Consider the following 18,468-nt stretch of genomic DNA (forward strand, 5'->3'; position numbering starts at 1 on the left):
GTTTCCGTCCTCGCTGTTGGGCGGACGTCGGGCGCGCCGACCGCTTTCGCCACGGGCCCCAGGGGTGGACTCCGGTGCTCTGAATCCCGCTCGATAAAAGAACTTTGTGATGTAAAGTGCATGACATCAATCAAGGAGATCGACATGCCTGTTTCACACGTTCAAACCCGTTCCAAGTCCGACCCGGGGTCTGCCATTCGTATCGCCGCAATCAGCGTGGCGACAGCCCTGAGCCTGGCCGCGCCGGCTCTGGCGCAGGAGGCAGCGCCATCACAAACGCCCGGCGATGCCCTGGCCAGCATGATCGGAAGCTGGGAAGGCTCGGGTTGGTCGACCATGCCCGATGGCAGCCGTGAGACGTTCGACATTTTTGAACGCGTCGAAAGCGTTGGCGGCGGCAATGCGGTGATGATCCGCGGGATGGGCTATGCCCCGGCCGGTGCCGGTCGCGATGGGCGCCTGGTTCACGATGCCGCCGGGTTTGTCAGTCGCGAGGGTGCGGCTTACCAGATGTTCGCGGCAACCGCGCAAGGCGGTCCGGAGCGTTACGAGATGACCATCACCGAGACCGGCTATGTCTGGGAGATTCCGCTGGGGCCCCAGGCCCGCATGGTGTTCACCGCGAACATTGATGCGCAGACCTGGACCGAGACCGGTGAGTATTGCCAGTCCGAGGGGCCGTGTTACCCCAGCATGTCCATGACGCTGACCCGGCTTGCCGAATAGCCGTCAGACCGGCGCGTTGACCAGGGCGCCCAGAATGCCGTCGATGATGAATTGGGCGGCGAGGGCAGCCAGGATAACGCCGAGGATCCGGGTGATCATGGCGGCCATCGAGTCGCCGATCACCCGCATCACCGGGCCGATGGCCAGGAAGGTGATCAGGCAGATGACAAGGATCACGCCAGCGGACCCGAGCACAACGCCCTTTTCCATCCAGCCACCCGCATCGGACATGTAGAGCATGACCGTGGCGATGGCTCCGGGCCCGGCGAGCATCGGTATGGCCATCGGGAAGACCGAGATGTCCTCCCAGGTTTCCGGATGGGCATCATGTTCGTCCATGATCGCATCGGCCCGGCCTTCGCGGCGCTCGGTGCGCTTCTCGAAGATCATCTCCAGCGCCATCAGGAACAAGAGCACCCCGCCGGCGATGCGGAAGGCGTCGAGACTGATATGCATCGCATTGAGCAACCAGCCGCCGCCCAGCGCAAAGCCCAGCAGGACGCCGGTCGCAATCACGACAGACTTGATGGCCATGGCCCGTTTGTGCGCGTTCGGCGCGCCATTGGTCAGCGAGGCAAAGATCGGCGCGACACCGGGCGGGTCGATGGCCACGAAAAACGTGACGAGGGCGGAGGTGAAAAGCTCGAGCATGGCGAAAGTCCTGTTTGCAAGGCCCGCATAACCGGGACGGTGAGCCGGGTCACGATATTTTTGATGCATGGATTGGCAAGTTGGGTATGCAAAAAGGCCGGCCCGCCAACTCAATGGCCGTCCGTTGGCCCGTCGCGGCCTCCCTCTACCAATTCCCAACTCTCCGGCCAACGCGGTTCGGGCTCGGTATGGCCCGCTTCCCGGGCGTGGCGGATGCGTTCGGCATCCTCCCTGATCTGCATGTCGAGCTCGATCTCCTCGACCGACAGGCCCGCCGCGTTGTACCACGCGACCTGCGCGTCACGCTTGGCGACTTCGGTTTCCGCCGTCAGCCGCAATTGCTCACGGGCCATGGCGATATCGGCGCGCGACAGGGCGATGAAATCCCTGGCCAGGCCCAGCAGCTTCTGCGCCGCCGCATCATCACCGGAATTGAGCGCTATCGCGGCCGCGCCGAGGCATCGGCGTCCGGTTGTCGGCCCGTCACCAAAGCTCGGGTCGGGCGCCTCCCCCGCCGTTCGGAGGCGTGGATGCGCCGACATGGCATTCCGACGGTGTTGGCAGGGAAGGCGACGTGACATGGCAGGTCCTTTCGCTGACTGGATGGATAGCAAGCCCGGCCGCGCCATGGCGGGATCGCCTGGCGGTTGGGGCAGTTGAGGGGTGCGAGGTGCCTTGCCGGTGCCTTGCTATGGAAGTTGTATGGGTGGCGCCGGGGGCACCTCGCACACGGAGATTTACTCAGGGCCGTTGCCGGCCCCGTCTCGAAACCGATGGGATAAAGCGGTCGAGCTTTGTGCCGCCGTCCCATCGATGGCCACGCCGGGTTGGTCTGGCGGTGTTTCCAGGCAACCGGACGAGCTCCGTTCTCCCAACGCCCCCGGATCACCAATCCGGGCCTCGAGTGACGCGGGACGGGAGGAGTATGCGATGGGTGCGAGGGGGTGGGGACAAGTTTTTGTGGAAGCCGCGTGTTTGCAGTGGGTTAGGGTGGCGGGCCGGGGGATAAACGGCCTCTCCCCGACCGGGGAGAGGTCCCGGAGCGCATCGCGCGAAGGGGGTGAGGGGCGCGCCGCAACGCGGCGCAATCAAGAGTCTGATCGGGCGCTGACGCGCCGCCCCTCATCGGCCCTGCGGGCCACTTCTCCCCAAGAGGGGAGAAGCAGGGATACAACCGGTCCGATCCGCGCGTACCAAGGGCGAGGATGCGTAGAGCGAGGAAGTCGTCGCCCCCCGATTGTCATCCCGGAAGCACAAGGCTTATCGGTCCCGGATCTCCGCCCTGATCAAGTCAGGGCTCCGCCTGGGGTGACAACGAGTAGGGGATTGAAAGTCAGCCGCCACCGGCGCCCGCTTCGCCATACAGCCTTTGCCGGGAGTGCGCCGTATCCGCTCCAACGCCGTCACCCGCAATCCCCAACACACCGTCATCCCCCGGATGCCCGCTGCGCAGGCACCGTGGGATGACGGTGTGTTGGGAGTGTTTCGATGAGAGTGCTGGCGCAAAACAAAAAAGCCCCGGCGTCCCCGCCAGGGCTTTTCCGTGAACCATCGAAAATCCTAGTCCTCGAACATGTCCCCAAACCGCCGACGCGGGCGCTTTTCCCAGTCGCGGCGGTGGTAGACGTCCGAGGCGATGACCGGGGCGACGGTCGAGGCTTCGGCGAAGACCATCTGTTCCAGGGCCACGTCGACCTTGCCCCAGGAGCAGGCTTCCTTGAGCGTGGACGAGGAGCAGGCGCCGTCGCGCACATCGGCGACGGTGATCTGGACGGCATAGGCGTGCATCGGCACTTCGACGCCGAGAATCTCGGCGCAGACGACGGTGTCCTGGGCGAAGTTTTTCGGGACGCCGCCACCGACCATGAACAGGCCCGTCTTGCCGGCCTTGATCTTGATGTCGGTCAGCTCGCGGAAATCGGCGACGCTGTCGATCGAGAGATAGGGCTGTTTGGCCTTCATCCGCTCGACCTGGTGTTTGACGAGGCCGAAGCCGGCCGAGCAGTCCGAGAAGGCCGGGCAGAAGATCGGCACGCCGTGCTCATAGCATTCCTGCACGAGCGAGCCCTGCTTCTTGGCATTGCCGTCGGCCAGCCATTTGCCCATCGCCTTGATATAGGAGCGCGAGGAGCGCGGGCCGGGTTCCAAGAGGTCGGCAATCTCCAGCGTCGCGGCGTCGCAGGCCTGCAGCTCTTCCTCGTCGATATAGGTGTCGTAGATGCGGTCGATATAGAGATCGCGCAGCTCGCGGTCGTCGGGGATTTCGCGGGCCTGGTAATGCTTGAAGCCGAGGGCTTCAAAGAAATCCATGTCGACGATGGAGGCGCCGGTCGAGACGATGGCATCGACCATGTTGTTGCGCACCATGTCGCGCCAGACATGCATGCAACCGCCCGCCGAGGTCGAGCCGGCGAGGGTCAGGATGACCGAGCAATCCGGATCGGCGACAGCCTGCTGCAGGATGCGCGCCGCTCGGGCGGCATCACGCGAGGTGAAGGACATCTTCTCCCAGGCGTCGATCATGGGGCGGCCGTCAAAGGCGGTGATGTCGATATGCTCGACCGGATGGGCCAGAAGCTCGGCCTTGCGGTTGGATGTATCGCTCATGTCTGTTTCCTCAAGCTCGCCGTTTCAGGCGCGGACGGCGCCGGCGGGCGCGGGCGAAACTGATGACCTTGGCGTCGTCATCTTCAGCCAGGTCGGATTGGGCCTCGAACATAGATGGCCAGGGCATATCCTCAACCACGACCCATTCAACGGCACCGAAGCCGTTGAAGTCGGTGGCCAGGGCGGTGCCATAGGCACCAAGCATGCCGATCTCGATGACATCGCCCTCGCGGATATCGGCGGGCAGTTCGAACGGGCCGGGAATGGCATCCAGGCTGTCACAGGTCGGGCCAAAGAAGCGGAAGCTGGCGGTCTGCTCGCCGGCCTCGTCGCGCGGCCCGCTGGTGCGCGGTCGATGCAGCCGGACCGGGAAGGGCCATTTGGCGTGCGCGGCGTCAAACAGGCGGCCATAGGCGCCGTCATTGAGATAGAGGGCATCGCCCTTGCGCAGCTCGACACGGGCCAGGACGGACTCGGCCTCGGCCACCAGGACCCGGCCGGGTTCGCACCACAGATCGGCATTCTCGAGCACCATCATCTCCTCGAAGGCGTCCTCGATGGCGGCGACATAGTCTTCCATGGGCGGCGGGGTCATGCCTGGATAGATAGAGGGGAAGCCGCCGCCGACATCGACAATGTCGACCGTGACACCGGCCTGAACGATCAGGCGCGAGGCTTCCTGCATGGCCGAGCGATAGGCCGAGGGCTGCATGCATTGCGAACCGACATGGAAGCTCACTCCTAGCTCATCGGCATGGGCGCGCGTCTTGCGGATCAGCTCGGCAGCCTCATAGGCGGGCGCACCGAATTTTCCGGCCAGCGAGAACATCGCCCCGTCATTGGACACGGCCAGACGCACGATCAGTGTGACATCCTCCGCGTGATTGGTTTCCTCGAGGATTTTGCGCAGCTCGGCTTCGCAATCGAGCGCAAAAATCCGCACGCCGAATTCATAATAGGCCCGACGGATGGATTCACGGCTTTTCACCGGGTGCAGGAAGGCCATGCGACTGCCGGGGCAGTGCGCGGCGACAAGCTGGATTTCCGGGATCGAGGCGACGTCGTAGAAACGTGTGCCCGCCTTGTGCAGCGCCTGGAGGATCCAGGGCGCCGGGTTGGCTTTGACAGCGTAGAGGACTTCGCCCGGGAAGTTATCCTGGAACCAGCGTCCTGCCTCGGCAACGCGGTCCGGCCGTACACAGACGACCGGATTTTCTACGTGCCGCGAACGGACCAGGTCCAGGGGAGTATGGTACGTGTGCAATTCACGTGACCCCCTGCTCGTTGTTAACCCAATCCGGCATCGTCACCTCCGCCGGGAAAAGCGCGATTAAAGTCAATTTTCGGGCGTGTAAAGCAGGAAATTTCCGGCGCGCGAATTTTGGCGCCGACCGGGCGTCCCCCGTGTCGAGGCAGGGATGTGCGCGAGACCGGTCAGGCCCGATGGTCGGCCACACAACCCTCTCCCCTTCAGCCATCCGTGCGCCTGCACCCATGGGCGGGTCGTCGCCTCGGTATCGACAGTCCGGGACAGGGGCAGCCCGTCAGAATGCGACGTAGAGACCCGGACCATAGGCCCGGTAAATCCAGCCCGCCAGGAAGCCCAGGGCCAGCCAGGGGCCGAAGGGGAAGGCCTGCGCAGAATCCAGCTTTTCCCTCCGGATCACCGCGCGCGTCAGCATGAAAGCCAGGGCGGATACCGAGCCGACCAGGATGATCAGGGGCAGCAACCAGCCTCCGCACCAGGCACCGGCGGCCGCGACCAATTTGGCATCCCCGCGCCCCAGCCCGTCCCGACCCCGCAACCGCCGATAGCCGATTTCTATCGCGACGAAGCTGCCATACCCCAAGCCCGCCCCGACAAGTGACGCCCAGGGTGTGCCGAGAACAAGGACGTTGAGGAGGACACCGGCGGCGATCAATGGCAGGGTCAGGATGTCGGGGAGGCGCATGGTGCGCGCGTCGATCCAGGCGAGGCCCGCGAGACAGGCGATCAGCCCGGTTGTTGCCAGCTGAATGTGAATCATTCCCGTCCTGTCACAAAAGTGTAATACGCATGAGCCACAAGATCGGGGCTCAACAAGGGGTAGATACAATGACAGACGCCGCGCTGGCGCTCCACGCTGAAAATGTCCGGATGACATTTGGTGAGACGAAGGCGCTCGACGATGTGAGCCTGGATGTCAAACCAGGTGAAATGGTCGCGCTGATCGGTCCGTCCGGATCCGGCAAATCCACCCTCCTGCGCGTTGCCGCAGCCCTGCAGGTCGCCGACGAGGCCAGCGGGCCGGTCTCGGTGATGGGGCGGACCATGCAGCAGCATGGCAAGTTGTCCAATGGGGTCCAGCGCAACCGGATCAAGCTCGGCTTCATCTTCCAGCAGTTCAATCTGGTCGGTCGCCTGTCCCTGTTCCAGAACGTGCTGGTCGGCGCGCTCGGTCGCCTGCCGACCTGGCGCGGCGTGTTGGGAATCTTCCCCAATGAGGTCAAGCAGACCGCCATGGACGCGCTGACCCGCGTCGGTGTCGACAGTTTCGCGGCGCGGCGGGCCTCCAATCTGTCCGGTGGCCAGCAGCAGCGCGGCGCGATTGCCCGGGCCCTGGTCCAGGGTGCCGAAGTCCTGCTTGCCGACGAACCGATTGCCTCGCTCGATCCGGTGTCGGCCCGCAAGGTGATGGAGACGCTGCGTGAGCTCAATCAGGACGACAAGCTGACAGTGGTGGTGACCCTCCACCAGGTTGATTATGCCCAGCGCTTCTGTGACCGCATCGTGGCGCTCAACAAGGGCCGTATCGTCTATGACGGACCGGCCAGCGAGCTGAAGCGTGACAAGTTGATCGAGATTTACGGCCCCGAGTTCGAAACCGCCTTCGAAGGGGGAGACGCGTGATGAAGTCCGTCCTGAACCAACCGCTCCGCAGCCTCGCCAAGGCCTGCCTCCTTCTTGCCGCCCTGACCCTGACCGCCTGTTCCGGCTCGGCGGACCAGCCGCGTTCCTCGACCGGAGCCGCCAGCAATGCCGCGGCGCCGGGCGAAGAGCGCCGCGTGCTGAATTTCGGCATCATCGCCACCGAGTCGTCCTCGACCCAGGAGGTCAATTGGCGGCCCTTCATCGATGCCATGTCCGATTGGACCGGCTATGACATCCAGCCTTACTACGCCTCCGACTATGCCGGCGTGATCCAGGCCATGCGCTATGACAGCGTGCAGTTCGCCTGGTTCTCCAACTTCTCCGGCCTGCAGGCCGTGCGCCGTGCCGGGGGTGAAGTCTTCGCCAAGGCGACCTATCCGGACGGATCGGAAGGCTATCACTCGGTCCTTCTCGTCCCGAATGACAGCCCGATCCGGACGGTTGACGATATCCTGACCTGTGACCAGAGCCTCGATTTCGGGATGGGCGACCCCAATTCGACCTCGGGCTATCTGGTGCCCTCGGCCTTCATTTTCGCGCCGCGCGGGATCGATCCGAACGAGTGCTACAACTCGGTCCGCAATGCCAACCACGAGGCCAATGCGGTCGCGGTGGCCAATGACCTGATCGATGTCGGCACCAACAACACCACCAACATGATCCTGCTCGAGCGCTCGCGCCCGGACATGCATGCGCGCCTGCGCGAGATCTGGCGCTCTCCGATGATCGGCACGGACCCGATCGTCTGGCGGGCCGATCTTGATGTCGAGGCCAAGCAGCGCCTGCAATACTTCTTCATGAATTACGGTCGTATGGGCACCGCCGAGGAAATTGCCGAAGCGCGGGCCGTCCTCGACCCGCTCTATTTCGGCACCTTCCTGCCGGCCTCCAATGCGCATCTCGATCCGATCGTTCAGCTTGAGATCGTTCGGGACCTGACCAATGTCCGCAATGACCCGGACCTGACGGATGAGGAGCGCAGCACGCGCATCGCCGAGCTGGAAGCCCGCCTGGCCGAAGTCGAGGCCGGCAATACGGGTCTGACCAGCCAGGGCAATTCCTTCGAGCAGATCACCAATGAGGCGGCCGACCAGCCGCGCGCCGAAGCCGGAGGTCCGAACTGGATCATGGGTGGGGTTCTGCTGATCGTGGCCGTGGGCGGTGTGGTTCTCTTGCTGTGGGCCTCTGCGCCGCGCGGCCCGGGGCCGAAAGTGCCGCTGATGGAGCGCGTCGCCAATGCGGTGATCGCGGCCGGTACAATCGTCGTTCTGGTCTGGAGTTTCGATTCCGCGGACATGGACCGATCCTATCTCCTGGTCGAAAATGCCGGCGATATGGGCGAGTTCATCGGCGGCTTCCTGCCCGATGACATTGCTGACAGCGCGTCGCGAGCGAGCTATTGGGAAGCCCTGTCACACGGGTTGGAAGAAGCCATCCCGCAAATGGTGGTGACCGTGCAGATCGCCATCTGGGGCACGTTCATCGCGGTGGTCTCGGCCATTCCATTCGGTCTGCTCAGTGCCCGCAATGTGGCGCCGGGCTGGGTTGTCCAGCCGGTCAGGCGGATGATGGATGTGTGCCGTTCGATCAACGAGCTGATCATTGCGCTGGTCTTCATCGCGGCCGTGGGCCTGGGGCCGCTGGCGGGTGTGATGGCCCTGGCCTTTCATACGACCGGGGTGCTCGCCAAACTCTTCTCCGAGGCGGTCGAGTCGATCGACCATGGCCCGGTCGAGGGTGTGCGGGCGACCGGCGCGCGACCGATCCATGAAGTGATCTGGGCGGTCATCCCGCAGGTCGCGCCGCTCTGGACCTCGTTCGGCCTTTACCGATTCGAATCGAATGCCCGCTCGGCGACCGTGCTCGGCCTGATCGGCGCGGGCGGAATCGGACAGATCCTGTTCGAAGCGGTCCGGGCCTTCGACTACCAGCGCACGGCAGCGATCGTCCTGGTCATCGTCATCGCGGTCAGCCTGATCGACATGATGTCGCAATTGCTGCGCAAGCGCCTGACCTGACGCAGCACGGATGATCGAAGAAAGCCCGGAGCGCTCGCGTTCCGGGCTTTTTTTGTGCCGGCGAAGAATTGCAACAAACGTGTCACGGGCTCGTTGTAAATCCGTCATCAAGTCGAAGTACGAGTTTTCGTGAAACACCGAAACCGTAGCAAAAGATTCATTCAACCGACGCCGCTTTGACACGTTTTGCCTTTGTCGCAGCTTCTCAGAGAGACGTCCCGACGTAATCAGGAATACCATCGTGACCCGATATCTTCTTGCAACCAGCGTCCTCGCTGCCAGCACTGCTCTTCTTGCCATGTCCCCGGTCTCCGCCCAGGACTCTGACGGCTGGGACTTCGACGGCGTGCCGTCCTGGTCCAATTCGGAGAGCGGCGACAGCTTCACCTTCCGCGGCCGTGTCTTCCTCGACTATGGCGATGTCGACTTCACCTCGAACGGCGCGCGCACCGGCTGGGCCGACAGCGAAATTCGCACGGCGCGCCTGGGCATCACCGGCAGTGTCCGTGGCGTCGACTATGTCGCCGAGTTTGACTGGATCAATGAAGCCATTGGTGCCAACGACGTCTATCTGACCTTCGACGCCGATCTTTTCGACGTGAAGGTCGGCCACATGAAGACGACCAATTCGCTCGAGGAGCAGACCTCCTCACGCTATATCACCTTCATGGAACGCGGTCTTGGCACCGACCTGTTCGGCCTGGATCGTCGCGTCGGTGTCACGCTGGCGCGTGGTGGCGACAATTATTCGCTCAGCGCCGGCGTCTATGCCGGTCGTCCGGGCGATTTGTCCCAGTCGCTGGAGCTTGATGACAGCTCTGCCATCTCGGCCCGTGCGACCCGGACCTTCGCCGTCAATGACGCGACCGTCCATCTCGGTGCCTCGGTCCGCCACATGGATTATGGCGATGCCGGCACCCGCATCCGTGTGCGTCCGCAAACCCACATCACAAGCCGGATCGTCACCGCCGATTTCCGCCCGGGCCGCCCGCTTGGTGAGGCCGACACGTCTTTCTTTTGGGGTCTTGAGTTTGCCGCCGTGAACGGCGCTTTCCATGTCGAAGCCGAGTGGATGAACCAGACCCTCGACGGTCCGGCCGGCGACCCTGATTTCAACGCGCAATATGTCAATTTCGGCTGGTTCCTGACCGGCGAGACGCGCAGCTATTCGGCCAGCTCCGGCAAGTTCGGTCGCACCCGACCGACCACGACCGTCTCCGAAGGCGGGTTCGGGGCCTGGGAAGTCGCGGTGCGCCTCGACCGGGCTGATCTGGACAGTGTCGCGGCCGGCGAGCTGACCAATCTCACCTTTGGCGTGAACTGGTATCTGGAAGACCATGTTCGTGTCATGGCCAATCTCGTTGAGGGTACGCTGTCCGTTCCCGGGGCTGCTGACACCGACGTGTCGGGCGCACAACTCCGACTGCAATGGGATTTCTGATCAAACGCGGGTCAGGCCTGATGGCGCCCGCATCGTTTAGTGGCAAGGAATTGAAGACATGAAACTCCACGCTCAACTCGCCGCCGCCCTCGCGGTTGTGGCTATCGCCGGAGGCGCCGAGGCGCAGCAGCGCGACCAGATCCGGATCGTCGGCTCCTCGACGGTCTTCCCGTTCTCGACGGCAGTTGCCGAAAGCTTCGGCGCCAAGACCAGCTTCTCGACCCCGGTGGTTGAGTCGACCGGTTCGGGTGGCGGGCTGCGCCTGTTCTGCTCCGGCGTCGGCACCGAGCATCCCGACATCGTCAATGCTTCGCGCCGCATGCGCGGTTCGGAATATGAGCGTTGCCAGGAAAACGGTGTGCGCGAGATCACCGAAGTCCGGATCGGTTTCGACGGGATCGTTCTGGGCGCTGCGGACCGCGGTGCCGCTGACATCGACATGACGCTCGATCAGGTCTGGCTCGCCCTGGCGGCTGAAGTCCCGGCTGATGACAGCTGCTCCAGCTTCATCCCCAACCCGAATGAGCGTTGGTCCGATATCGATCCGTCGCTGCCGCGTCAGCGGATCGAGGTTTTCGGCCCGCCGCCGACCTCCGGTACGCGCGACGCCTTTGTCGAGCTGGCCCTGCAGGACGGCGCCCGCCACATCGCCTGCATGGACGAGCTGCGTGACACTGATCGTGATCGCTTCGAGCAGATCGCCAGCCGTATCCGTGAGGATGGTGCCTGGATCGATGCCGGCGAGAACGACAATGCGATCGTCCAGACCCTGGTGAACACACCGACCGCCTTCGGTGTCTTCGGCTTCTCCTTCCTGGATCAGAACTCCGACCGCATCTCCGCCGTGAATATCGACGGTGTTGCTCCGGAATTCGAGAATATCGCCGATGGCAGCTACCCGGTTTCGCGCTCGCTCTTCTTCTATGTGAAGAATCAGCACGCAGCGATCATCCCGGGCCTGGTGGAATATATCGAAGAGTTCACCTCCGATGATGCCTGGGGCGAGTTCGGCTATCTCACCGACCGTGGCCTGATCCCGCTGCCGGATGCCGACCGCGATGCCATGCGTGAGGCCTCCGTCAACCTGTCCGCGATGACGCAGTCACCGGAATAAGGTCTGTCGGCTTTCAGACGCGACTGAATGCGGGGATGGCCATCAGGCCGTCCCCGCTTTTCTTTGCCTGTCTTTGCGTGCGGTGGAGCCGGCCGATCGACGCCTAGTAAAGCGTCTTGCGCTTGCGCAGGCGGCGCCAGAAGCGGCGGCGTTCCGGCTTGGGATGCGGTTTGAGATTTTCCACAAAATCGACGGCGCATTGATGCCAGGAATGCTTCTCGGCGTGGGCTCGCGGCGCGGCGCGATCAATCTCAAGGCAATCAAGGCAGGCCTGGCGAAGGTCGTCATTGATGAAGCCGCCGCCCGAGCCTGGAATGATGTCTTTCGGTCCGTGTGCGGGGAAGGCGGCAACCGGTGTGCCACAGCCCATGGCTTCCAGATTGACCAGGCCGAATGTGTCGGTCCAGCTGGGGAAGACGAAGACATCGGCGTCGGCGAACCAGCGCGCCAGTTCGTCACCGAATTTCGAGCCCGGGAAGACCGCGTCCGGATATTTTTCCTGCAATTCCGCCTTCTGGGGCCCGTCGCCGACGACGACCTTGGTGCCCGGCAGGTCGAGCTTGAGGAAGGTCTCGATATTCTTCTCGACCGCAATCCGTCCGACATTGACGAAAATGGGCCGCTCCAGCCCCGCATAAACGTCCTCGCCACCGACAAAGCGCTTGTTCGGGTTGAACATCTCGATATCGACGCCGCGCGCCCAGGCGGTGAGATTCTTGAATCCGCGCTCGGCGAGGTCATCGCGCATGGACGGGGTCGTCACCATCATCCGGCCCGAGGCATTGTGGAACCAGCGCATGAAGGCATAACCGGCCGCTGTCGGAATGAGCGGGATGCGGGCGTGGACATATTCAGGAAATTTCGTGTGGTAACTCGTCGTGAAGGGGAGTTTCCACTTCACGCAGATGCGCCGCGCTGCCATGCCCAGCGGGCCTTCCGTGGCGATGTGGATGGCTTCTGGTTCGAATTCCTTGAAACGGCGCGCGATATCGCCGCGGGCTCCGAGCGCCAGTTTGATTTCCGGATAGGTCGGCAGCGGGAAGGTCTTGTAGCCCAGTCCGGGATGGATGACCTCAACCTGATGCCCCATGGCGCGGCATTCCGCGACCGTGCGCGACAGGGTCCGCACGACACCATTGACCTGAGGCTCCCAGGCGTCGGTCACCAGCATGATGCGTTGCGGCCGCTCTTCGCCCTGATCGGCGTCGCTCTCGGGGGCTTCGGACGGAGTCTCGGTTGCGTCGGTCATGGCATCCTGTATCGGGTCGGGCGCACATGGCGCCGGCAGTGGAAGTCTCGGTCCTGCGCGTGTAGCCGAGCAGGCCCATAATGTCAGCCTCCAGCATACTGGCGATTGGCCCGGCTTGAAGCAGCAAAAGCGGTTGGCTCCGCTGGCGGCAAAAAAGCAGTGCCGCTCCGATGGGAGACTTGCGCGCCGGGACCCGGTTGCCGGGCAAGAAATTTGTGATCGGGGCGGGCTTGCATCGGCGCTTTTGCAATGATTGGGTCGAAGTCGAAGGGCGTTCCCTGTTTGGTCCAAGCAAGGGATGTGAACGCCAGCTCAAGACAACGGAAGACTTTGCTTGCGCGCACCAAAACACCCAGACATTGTCCGCGCTGTTCATTTGCCGAATAGGGAGTTTCTGCGATGAATGTCCAGGCCCGTGACATGATGCGATGGGATGATCTCGATTCGGCGAAGTTTGCCGATGAGACGGCTGCGGTCCGCGAGCTGGCGGGTGCGACCGGACTTGATGATGCGGCGCAGGCGCGTGTCCGCGAGGCGGCGATCGCGCTGGTGACAGCCGCTCGCGAGACCACCAAGGCGCGTGGGCTCATGGACAGTTTCCTGCAGGAATTCTCCCTCTCCAACCGTGAAGGCCTGGCGCTGATGTGTCTGGCCGAGGCGCTGCTGCGCGTCCCGGACGCCCAGACGGCCGACAAACTCATCGCGGAAAAGATTTCCGATGGCGCCTGGTCCGAGCATATGGGGCGCTCCGAGAGCTGGCTGGTCAATGCCTCGACGCTCGGTCTGATGCTGACCGGCAATATCATTGATGTGGAACCGGAGGCCCGCAAAAGCCCCGGCTCCTATCTGCGCAAGCTGACCCAGAAAATGGGCGAACCGGTGATCCGGGCTGCGGTCTTCCGCGCCATGGGGATCATGGGTGAGGAATTTGTTCTCGGCCGCACGATCAAGGAAGGCCTCAAGCGCGCGAAGAAGGGTGAGGGCGAGCTGTGCTCCTTCGACATGCTGGGTGAGGGGGCTCGCACGGCCAAGGACGCTGCGCGCTATCACAAGCGCTATCTCGAGGCGATCGACGCCGTCGGCAAGGCCCGCAAGGACGGCGCGGTCGAGCTCGTGCATGGCGTTTCGGCCAAGCTGTCAGCCCTGCACCCGAAATACCTCGCGGTGAAGGAAAAGCGGATCCTGGAAGAGCTCTACCCGCTGGTCCTCGAGCAGGCCAAGGCGGCCAAGGCTCACAATATCAGCTACTGCCTCGACGCCGAGGAATCCGACCGCCTGGTATTGTCGCTGAAAATCCTCGACAAGCTGGCGCGGGCACCGGAACTGGCGGGCTGGAACGGTCTGGGCCTCGCCGTGCAGGCCTATCAGAAGCGCGCCCGGCATGTCCTCGAGCGACTGGTCGAGCTGGGCCGGGCGACGGGTCGGCGTTTCATGGTCCGTCTGGTCAAAGGCGCCTATTGGGACAGCGAGATCAAATTCGCGCACCAGAATGGCTGGCCGGACTTCCCGGTCTGGACGACCAAGCCGGCCACCGACCTGAACTTCCTTGTTTGCGCGCGCACCATGCTGGGTGCGCCGGACGCCATTTACGGACAGTTCGCCACACATAATGCGCATTCGCTGGCAGCGGTTCGGGAGCTGGCCCGGCAGGCGGGCGTCGAGCGCTACGAATTCCAGCGGCTGCACGGCATGGGCGAAGCGCTCTATGCGGCCGATGCAGCGCTCAATCCGGACACGCCGGTCCGGGTCTATGCACCGGTCGGCAGCCATGAAGACCTGCTGCCCTATCTCGTGCGACGCCTTCTGGAGAACGGGGCCAATACATCATTCGTGCACTCCTTCCTCGATCCGGAGATCCCGGTGGAGCAGGTTGCCAGTGGCCCATTTGACGCGGCCGAGTCGATTGACCGTCACCCGAAGATCGCCCTGCCCAAAGACCTCTATGGCGACGAGCGTGACAATTCGGTCGGGCTGGACCTTGCCCAGGCTGCAGCCCGTGAACGCCTGGCGCGGTCCTTCGAGGCCTTCAATCGTGAAGACCAGCTCATGGCGACGCCGCTGATTGCCGGTCACGAAGTTGATGGCGCGGCCCACCAGGTGATGTCGCCGGTCGACATGTCGCGTCAGGTCGGTGCGGTGGTGGATGCTTCGGTTGATGATGTGAACACGTCCTTCGACAGCGCGGTTGCCGCCCAGCCGGGCTGGGATGCCCGCGGGGGAAAGGCTCGCGGTGCTGTCCTGCGCGCCATGGCAGACGCCATGGAAGCGGACATGGACCGCTTGCTGGCGATCATGGCAATCGAGGCCGGCAAGACCCTGGCCGACGGGATCGCGGAAGTGCGGGAAGCCGTCGATTTCTGTCGCTATTACGCCGCCCAGGCCGAGCGCGAGTTCGATGGCGCTGTGCGCCTGCCTGGCCCGGCGGGCGAGACCAATCATCTCGGCATGAAGGGGCGGGGCGTCTTCGTCACCATCAGCCCCTGGAATTTCCCGCTCGCCATCTTCGCGGGACAGGTTGCCGCCGCCCTGGCGGCCGGCAATACCGTCCTCGCGAAGCCGGCCGAACAGACGCCGTTGATCGCCTTTGAGGCGGTGAAGATGTTCCACAAGGCGGGTCTGCCGACGGATGTGCTTCATCTCCTGCCGGGGCGTGGCGAGATTGTCGGCGCGGCCCTGACCACGGATCCGCGGACCGCGGGCGTGGCTTTTACCGGCTCGACCGAAGTCGCCCGCCTGATCAACCGCTCGCTGGCGGCCCGCGAAACCGCGATCGCGCCGCTGATCGCAGAGACCGGCGGGCTCAACGGCATGTTCGTGGACACGACGGCACTCAAGGAACAGGTCATTGATGACGCCCTCCAGTCGGCCTTCGGGTCGGCCGGTCAGCGTTGTTCGGCCTTGCGGGTGATTTTCCTGCCGGAAGACACCGCGGACGAGATTATCGAGGGCCTGGCCGGTGGCATGGACGAGCTTCAGGTTGGCGATCCGTCCGATCCGGCGACCGATGTCGGACCGGTCATCGACAATGAGGCGCGCGAGATCCTGTTGCGCCATGTCGAGCGCATGGAAGCCGGCGCCCGGGTGATCAAGCAGATCGATGTCGGCGATAAATTCGACAGCGGTTTCTTTTTCGGACCCACGCTGGTGGAGCTGCCCTCGCTCGACCTGCTCGAGCGGGAAGTGTTCGGGCCGATTCTTCACGTTGTGCGTTACAAGCGGAAGGAATTGTCAGCGATTGCGTCCGAGCTCGCGGCCAAGGGATATGGTCTCACCCTGGGTGTTCATTCGCGGCTGTCATCTTTCCACAGGCAAATTCAGTCGCTGGTTCCGGCGGGCAATATCTACGTCAACCGGAACATGGTCGGGGCCGTTGTCGGGGTCCAGCCGTTTGGCGGGGAGGGCTTGTCTGGCACGGGTCCCAAGGCGGGCGGCCCGCACTATCTGCACCGCTTCGCCGGGGAGCGGACGGTGTCGGTCAATATCGCAGCCCAGGGCGGCGATCCGGAATTGTTGAACCTCGACTAGGCGCAGGGTTAACGGCTGTTAATCCTTGATTGACGCGGAGATGCGCCCCGTTAACGATGTGTGACGGGGTGCATTTCTTATTAGCGGTCTGTTAACCAAAAAATCCGCTCAAGGATCATTCTCCCCGTTGACCAGCGCCCCGGCTTTGATCCACTATATGTTGGGTCGGCTGGCGACAGCGACACACTATACAGAGTTTCAGAAGACCTTTTGGGTTTGTTCGGTGCGCCGCATTGGGGCTGGCGCAACAGGATATTTTTGCCTCGGGCTTGGGGAGTAGACCAACCATGACGCCATTGGATACAGCCGCGAACAAGACTTTGGAATCGGCCCGGCAAACGGTTTCGACGACCCGTCGCGGCAAACCCAAATCGGCCAAGGGCGATGCCACGCACCTGCGCGTGGTCGAGAGCGTCAAGATCGACCGGTCGCGCGATGCGCTGCTGACCGAGTTCGGCAAGAAGACGCTGGAAGATCGCTATCTCCTGCCGGGTGAAAGCTATCAGGACATGTTCGCCCGCGTGGCGACGGCCTATGCCGACAATACCGAGCACGCCCAGCGTCTTTATGATTACATCTCGCGCCTGTGGTTCATGCCGGCCACGCCGGTCCTGTCCAATGGTGGCGCGGATCGCGGCCTGCCGATTTCCTGCTTCCTGAATTCGGTCGGCGACAGCCTCGACGATATCGTCGGCACCTGGACCGAGAATGTCTGGCTCGCGTCCAATGGTGGCGGCATCGGCACTTATTGGGGCGATGTCCGTTCGATCGGTGAGAAAATCGGCGAGATCGGCCAGACCTCCGGCATCATTCCCTTCATCCGCGTGATGGACAGCCTGACCCTGGCGATCTCGCAAGGCTCGCTGCGCCGCGGATCGGCCGCCGTCTATCTGGACATCCACCATCCGGAAATCGAGGAGTTCCTCGAGATCCGCAAGCCGTCCGGCGACTTCAACCGCAAGTCCCTGAACCTGCACCACGGCCTCAACATCTCCGACGCCTTCATGGAAGCCGTCCGTGATGATGAAGAGTTCGAGCTGAAGTCCCCGAAATCCGGCGAAGTCGTGAAGACGGTCAATGCCCGCAAGCTGTGGCAGAAGATCATCGAGCTGCGCCTGCAGACCGGCGAGCCCTACATCATCTATTCCGACACCGTGAACCGCGCCCTGCCGGCCCACCAGCGCAAGCTGGGCCTGAAGGTCCGCCAGTCCAATCTGTGTGCCGAGATCATGCTGCCAACCGGGTTCGACCAGAACGGCCAGGAGCGCACCGCGGTCTGCTGCCTGTCTTCGCTCAATGCGGCGAAATACATGGAGTGGAAGGACAACCCCGATTTCATCGAGGACATCTACCGCTTCCTCGACAACGTGCTGCAGGATTTCATCGACCGCGCGCCGGCGGAGATGGACCGGGCCGTCTATTCGGCCATCCAGGAACGATCCGTCGGTCTTGGCCTGATGGGCATGCACACCTTGCTGCAGCAGATGAATGCGCCGTTCGAGAGCGCCATGGCCAAGTCGTGGAACCTCAAGCTGTTCAAGCACATCCGCACCGCTGCCGACGCTGCTTCGGTCAAGCTGGCCGAAGAGCGTGGCGCTTGCCCGGATGCGGAAGCCTCCGGCGTGAAGGCCCGTTTCTCGCACAAGCTGGCGATTGCCCCGACGGCGTCGATCTCGATCATCTGTGGCGGCGTGTCTGCCGGCATCGAGCCGATCCCGGCCAATGTCTACACTCACAAGACCCTGTCCGGTTCGACCACGGTCAAGAACCCGCAGCTGGAGGCCGTCCTGGAGGCCAAGGGCCTCAATACGCCGGCCATGTGGGCGTCAATCCTGGAGGCCGAAGGTTCGGTCCAGCATCTTGATTGCCTGGACGAGCACGAAAAGGCGACCTTCCGCACCGCCTTTGAGATCGACCAGCGCTGGGTGATCGAGCACGCGGCCGACCGCACGCCCTATGTGTGCCAGTCGCAGTCGCTCAACATCTTCCTGCCGGGCGATGTCGATAAGTGGGACCTGCACATGTTGCATTGGTCGGCCTGGGAGAAGGGCGTGAAATCGCTCTACTATTGCCGGTCCAAATCAATTCAGCGGGCGGCCTATGCCGGGTCCGAGAAAAAGTCGGACGTCGAGGCCTCGATGGCCGAGGCGGCGCCAACCGACTATGACGAATGTCTGGCCTGCCAGTAGGCGCCGACATCATACCGCCGGTCGCTTCGAGGGGGAG

At 63.3% G+C, this 18,468-nt stretch carries 13 protein-coding genes; 7 read left to right on the plus strand and 6 right to left on the minus strand.

Translation table 11 applies throughout. The annotated features are described in order from the left end of the window. Window positions 1–120 precede the first annotated feature (120 nt). Window positions 121–726 carry a hypothetical protein gene (locus JXQ94_RS11785; RefSeq protein ID WP_421923994.1) on the plus strand — a complete coding sequence of 202 codons (606 nt, stop codon included), beginning with the start codon at window positions 121–123 and terminating at the stop codon, window positions 724–726. 3 nt (window positions 727–729) lie between these two features. On the opposite strand, the gene JXQ94_RS11790 is transcribed toward JXQ94_RS11785, so the two are convergent. From JXQ94_RS11790 to JXQ94_RS11810, 5 genes are all read right to left on the minus strand, one after another. Continuing rightward, entirely contained in the window at window positions 730–1,377 is a 648-nt protein-coding gene (locus JXQ94_RS11790) for a MarC family protein (protein WP_421924119.1), read from the minus strand. A 110-nt stretch (window positions 1,378–1,487) separates the two neighbouring features. Beyond that, window positions 1,488–1,919: a hypothetical protein gene (locus JXQ94_RS11795; protein ID WP_421923995.1), complete on the minus strand. Its 432-nt coding sequence runs from the start codon at window positions 1,917–1,919 to the stop codon at window positions 1,488–1,490. Window positions 1,920–2,937: 1,018 nt separating this feature from the next. Continuing rightward, window positions 2,938–3,984, minus strand: coding sequence for a 1,9-bis(guanidino)-5-aza-nonane synthase (locus JXQ94_RS11800; RefSeq protein ID WP_421923996.1), 1,047 nt, complete (start codon window positions 3,982–3,984; stop codon window positions 2,938–2,940). A gap of 10 nt (window positions 3,985–3,994) precedes the next feature. Beyond that, a complete protein-coding gene (locus JXQ94_RS11805; RefSeq protein WP_421923997.1) occupies window positions 3,995–5,248 on the minus strand; it encodes a type III PLP-dependent enzyme in 1,254 nt (417 codons plus the stop codon). A 280-nt stretch (window positions 5,249–5,528) separates the two neighbouring features. Then, window positions 5,529–6,011, minus strand: coding sequence for a prepilin peptidase (locus tag JXQ94_RS11810; protein WP_421923998.1), 483 nt, complete (start codon window positions 6,009–6,011; stop codon window positions 5,529–5,531). Window positions 6,012–6,079: 68 nt separating this feature from the next. Between JXQ94_RS11810 and phnC the strand changes: the two genes are divergently transcribed. From phnC to JXQ94_RS11830, 4 genes are all read left to right on the plus strand, one after another. Next, window positions 6,080–6,874: a phosphonate ABC transporter ATP-binding protein gene (phnC, locus tag JXQ94_RS11815; protein WP_421923999.1), complete on the plus strand. Its 795-nt coding sequence runs from the start codon at window positions 6,080–6,082 to the stop codon at window positions 6,872–6,874. Then, window positions 6,874–8,913, plus strand: a complete 2,040-nt coding sequence (phnE, locus tag JXQ94_RS11820) for a phosphonate ABC transporter, permease protein PhnE (RefSeq protein WP_421924000.1) — start codon at window positions 6,874–6,876, stop codon at window positions 8,911–8,913. Before phnC ends, phnE begins: the two co-directional genes overlap by 1 nt. 241 nt (window positions 8,914–9,154) lie before the next feature. Further along, window positions 9,155–10,354 carry an OprO/OprP family phosphate-selective porin gene (locus JXQ94_RS11825; RefSeq protein ID WP_421924001.1) on the plus strand — a complete coding sequence of 400 codons (1,200 nt, stop codon included), beginning with the start codon at window positions 9,155–9,157 and terminating at the stop codon, window positions 10,352–10,354. Window positions 10,355–10,412: 58 nt separating this feature from the next. Beyond that, complete coding sequence (locus JXQ94_RS11830) at window positions 10,413–11,468, plus strand: substrate-binding domain-containing protein (protein ID WP_421924002.1); 1,056 nt, start codon at window positions 10,413–10,415, stop codon at window positions 11,466–11,468. Between the two features lie 103 nt (window positions 11,469–11,571). Here the strand turns inward: JXQ94_RS11830 and JXQ94_RS11835 are convergent, their stop codons facing one another. Further along, window positions 11,572–12,639 carry a glycosyltransferase family 4 protein gene (locus JXQ94_RS11835; protein ID WP_421924120.1) on the minus strand — a complete coding sequence of 356 codons (1,068 nt, stop codon included), beginning with the start codon at window positions 12,637–12,639 and terminating at the stop codon, window positions 11,572–11,574. 477 nt (window positions 12,640–13,116) lie between these two features. Between JXQ94_RS11835 and putA the strand changes: the two genes are divergently transcribed. Together putA and JXQ94_RS11845 are read left to right on the plus strand one after the other, a co-directional pair. Beyond that, window positions 13,117–16,242, plus strand: a complete 3,126-nt coding sequence (gene putA, locus JXQ94_RS11840; protein WP_421924003.1) for a bifunctional proline dehydrogenase/L-glutamate gamma-semialdehyde dehydrogenase PutA — start codon at window positions 13,117–13,119, stop codon at window positions 16,240–16,242. 287 nt (window positions 16,243–16,529) lie between these two features. After that, a complete protein-coding gene (locus JXQ94_RS11845; protein WP_421924004.1) occupies window positions 16,530–18,431 on the plus strand; it encodes a ribonucleoside-diphosphate reductase subunit alpha in 1,902 nt (633 codons plus the stop codon). Window positions 18,432–18,468 lie beyond the last annotated feature (37 nt).

It is taken from the genome of Maricaulis maris, assembly GCF_049116555.1.
In the GTDB taxonomy this organism is placed as follows: domain Bacteria; phylum Pseudomonadota; class Alphaproteobacteria; order Caulobacterales; family Maricaulaceae; genus Maricaulis; species Maricaulis maris_C.

Excerpts from the sequence above, each read along its gene's own strand:
- JXQ94_RS11785 (WP_421923994.1), top strand. The coding sequence starts at position 121 with ATGACATCAATCAAGGAGATCGACATGCCTGTTTCACACGTTCAAACC.
- JXQ94_RS11790 (WP_421924119.1), bottom strand. The coding sequence starts at position 1,377 with ATGCTCGAGCTTTTCACCTCCGCCCTCGTCACGTTTTTCGTGGCCATC.
- JXQ94_RS11795 (WP_421923995.1), bottom strand. The coding sequence starts at position 1,919 with ATGTCGGCGCATCCACGCCTCCGAACGGCGGGGGAGGCGCCCGACCCG.
- JXQ94_RS11800 (WP_421923996.1), bottom strand. The coding sequence starts at position 3,984 with ATGAGCGATACATCCAACCGCAAGGCCGAGCTTCTGGCCCATCCGGTC.
- JXQ94_RS11810 (WP_421923998.1), bottom strand. The coding sequence starts at position 6,011 with ATGATTCACATTCAGCTGGCAACAACCGGGCTGATCGCCTGTCTCGCG.
- phnC (WP_421923999.1), top strand. The coding sequence starts at position 6,080 with ATGACAGACGCCGCGCTGGCGCTCCACGCTGAAAATGTCCGGATGACA.
- phnE (WP_421924000.1), top strand. The coding sequence starts at position 6,874 with ATGAAGTCCGTCCTGAACCAACCGCTCCGCAGCCTCGCCAAGGCCTGC.
- JXQ94_RS11830 (WP_421924002.1), top strand. The coding sequence starts at position 10,413 with ATGAAACTCCACGCTCAACTCGCCGCCGCCCTCGCGGTTGTGGCTATC.
- JXQ94_RS11835 (WP_421924120.1), bottom strand. The coding sequence starts at position 12,639 with ATGCTGGTGACCGACGCCTGGGAGCCTCAGGTCAATGGTGTCGTGCGG.
- putA (WP_421924003.1), top strand. The coding sequence starts at position 13,117 with ATGAATGTCCAGGCCCGTGACATGATGCGATGGGATGATCTCGATTCG.
- JXQ94_RS11845 (WP_421924004.1), top strand. The coding sequence starts at position 16,530 with ATGACGCCATTGGATACAGCCGCGAACAAGACTTTGGAATCGGCCCGG.